This is a genomic window from Marinobacter sp. B-21, assembly GCF_056857895.1.
On the sequence record NZ_JBSXNZ010000022.1, the window covers coordinates 1 to 2,548 of the forward strand.

Below are 2,548 nucleotides of genomic sequence, written 5' to 3' on the forward strand. Positions count from 1 at the left end.
CTCAACGGCGATCCGCATTATTTGTTTTCTTGCAGCAGGTTCCAAAACCAGAAAAATACTGTTTACATATACAGTACTGTCCGATAACCTCCGGAAAAACGGCAAGAAAACCTTTGCACCCTCACCAACCGCTATAACGCCTGCATAAACGGCGCCCGACTAGGGCGTCCGGTGGAGGCCCATCGGGCCGGAGCGAATTTAATGCACTGGTTATGTGATGGCTCATGTTGGCAGGCCCTCGAACTTCGGTACCTCCGCCAACCGCTCATCCCAAACGGCTTTGCTGGATGAGAATATATGCGCCGTTGGCAACATGGTTAATTGGGAATCCAAACACCCTGCGGGAACAACGACTAAACCCGCAGCTGGCGAACTCGGCAATGCCGAACCACACAACTTACAAAAGCTCCGGCTATGACGAGTACCTGGAAGCGTAAAGGAAGCCACGGCCTCTGGACCCGATTGCCAAAGCAATTTAGCAGAATGCGAGAATAAATTTGCCGCATGGGCCGAACCCGTATCTTTCTGGCAATGCCGACAATGGCACAGGTAGAAGCTATCGAATTCACCTTTGACCTGAAAGCTCACCGTGCCGCACAGACAAGAACCGAAATGATCAGTCATCAGAACCTCTTCCGTGGCCTAGAGGTGAAATGCACATAACGCACGCCATCACCGGTGACAAAACCGGCGCTCAGCGGCGGGTTTGGCATCCGGTGCATGGCTTGGTTATGTATTTCCTGAAGCACATAAGACTGCGTTTCTTATGGCACCCATATATATCTTAAAGACTTGAATGTTTGAGGAGAGATCTGAAAACGAAACGTCCATAGCGTTGTCGTTATGATGGACAATGCTATTCCTTTTGTTCACCACTGCATTAACTAGATCTTTATTATCATTAAACGCATCTTCTACCGAAAGATCAATTCCCAAAAGCCGATAGGCTTTTATTGTTTTATACGGGTTTGCCGACAACCCATCAGAAATATCTTTCCTATTTGATGGATAGTTAGCCTCTTCAAACCTCAGATCCTTCTCTTTTGGGTCCCTGGATGCTTTCCAATAAATGAAGTTGTGAGGAATTCTAGCCAGCCTTATTCTGCGATTAATTTCTTTTGCATACTCATAAGCCATATCTTGAAGATAAGCTTCCAAGTATGAACAAATGTTTATCATGTAGGACTTCACAAAAAAGTTGACGTTATCTGAAAAAGCTTATCTGGATTATCAGACAAAACACGATCTTCAGATAGTTCTATAATATCAAACAAATTGTTATATAGGCTTTCGTATCTTACGAACAGCTCATCAACTTTATCCCGCATCAATAGCAGCCTCCAACAGCTCAGACCAGCTCTGCTTCCTCCTGAGAATCGATGACCTATTCTGTAGTCCGCCAGAAAGCGTTCTTTTAAAATCGTCACTTTCACAAAGGGTTAAATAGGCTTCTTTTATGTTTTCCTTCTTTTCTTTCGCGATATCAGGATCCAATCTTCCTACGGTAGGCATCAAAAGGTCATAGTGGACGAGCCCTTTCCTTTTTCTTTCTGCTGCAGGGTTGGTAAAAACGTTATCACCGAAAACTTCTATGCAATTCTCAAGAGCTTTATTAAAACTTTCTCTATACGCTTCTAATGCATCATCATCGAGCTCTGAATTTCGTTCCATGTATTCATCTAGGAAATCCTTCAGGTTAGTGTTAAAACCAGTTAGCTCCGGATCATCGGAAAAAGCAAAGAAGCGGAGAACTTGCTCCTCGGATTCCAAGCTATTCCTATCCACATCAGAATTTTCGGCTAAACCAAACCTTGCGATAAAGGGATTTTCACCGAGCTCGACCAACAGTTCATCAAGAGTGCCTGGATATAGAGCATGTCGAATTTCCTGGTCTGAAAGCTCTACGGCCCCTTGGTTTAGTCGTGAAAATATTTCTCGGACGAGGCTCTTTGGATTCTCTTTTCTTAGTATGATGCATCGAATTGTTGTAGTTTCTAACTCCGTCTGTAGTGCACCCAACTCAGAGAACTTTTTTCCTTCTAGCTCTTTGAAGGTAGTCATGCCCTCTAATGCAAACTCATCATTAAAAAATCGGGCAATTGTCGTGAGCCGCTGAACACCATCTATTACCATATGGCGTCCATCTTCATCTTCTGCGAAATAGCACGATGGCAATGGTATTCTCATGAGGCATGACTCTATGAACCTTGAAGACCTTACCCAGCCATCCTTGTCCCACTTGTACTTCCTTTGGAAATCTGGATCCAATTTCAGCTTCGGTGGCTTTGACTGAATCCTGTTCACAAGAGTCTCAAAGGGGTAATCGATCGGATAAAGGTTTAGGGTTTTATCCTCAATATTTTCAGTCATTTTACTTCCTTATATTTAAAATATATCGATTTAATATACATAATCGGGATAGGGAGGCGCCTCACGGCGCCCCTCCTCCCACACCACCGGGCATACGGGTCACGTACCACGGCGGTTCGGTTAATTGTTTTGATTCACTACCATGGTGAGCCAACGTCATGAACGTCCATTCAAAACA

The 2,548-nt window shown here is 44.2% G+C and carries 2 protein-coding genes and 1 pseudogene; all 3 read right to left on the reverse strand.

Annotated features, from left to right (window positions below):
- Nucleotides 1-222: 222 nt before the first annotated feature.
- The 3 genes and pseudogenes from AC13C0_RS00530 to AC13C0_RS00540 all read right to left on the reverse strand — a co-directional run bounded on the left by AC13C0_RS00530 (nt 223) and on the right by AC13C0_RS00540 (nt 2,370).
- Complete coding sequence (locus AC13C0_RS00530; RefSeq protein WP_482953743.1) at nt 223-624, reverse strand: GFA family protein; 402 nt, start codon at nt 622-624, stop codon at nt 223-225.
- 105 nt (nt 625-729) lie between these two features.
- Nucleotides 730-1,197 (reverse strand): annotated as a pseudogene (locus AC13C0_RS00535) (HEPN domain-containing protein); the annotation flags it as partial.
- Nucleotides 1,198-1,317: 120 nt separating this feature from the next.
- Nucleotides 1,318-2,370 (reverse strand): DUF262 domain-containing protein, encoded by a 1,053-nt coding sequence (locus tag AC13C0_RS00540; RefSeq protein WP_482953744.1) that lies wholly within the window; start codon nt 2,368-2,370, stop codon nt 1,318-1,320.
- Nucleotides 2,371-2,548 lie beyond the last annotated feature (178 nt).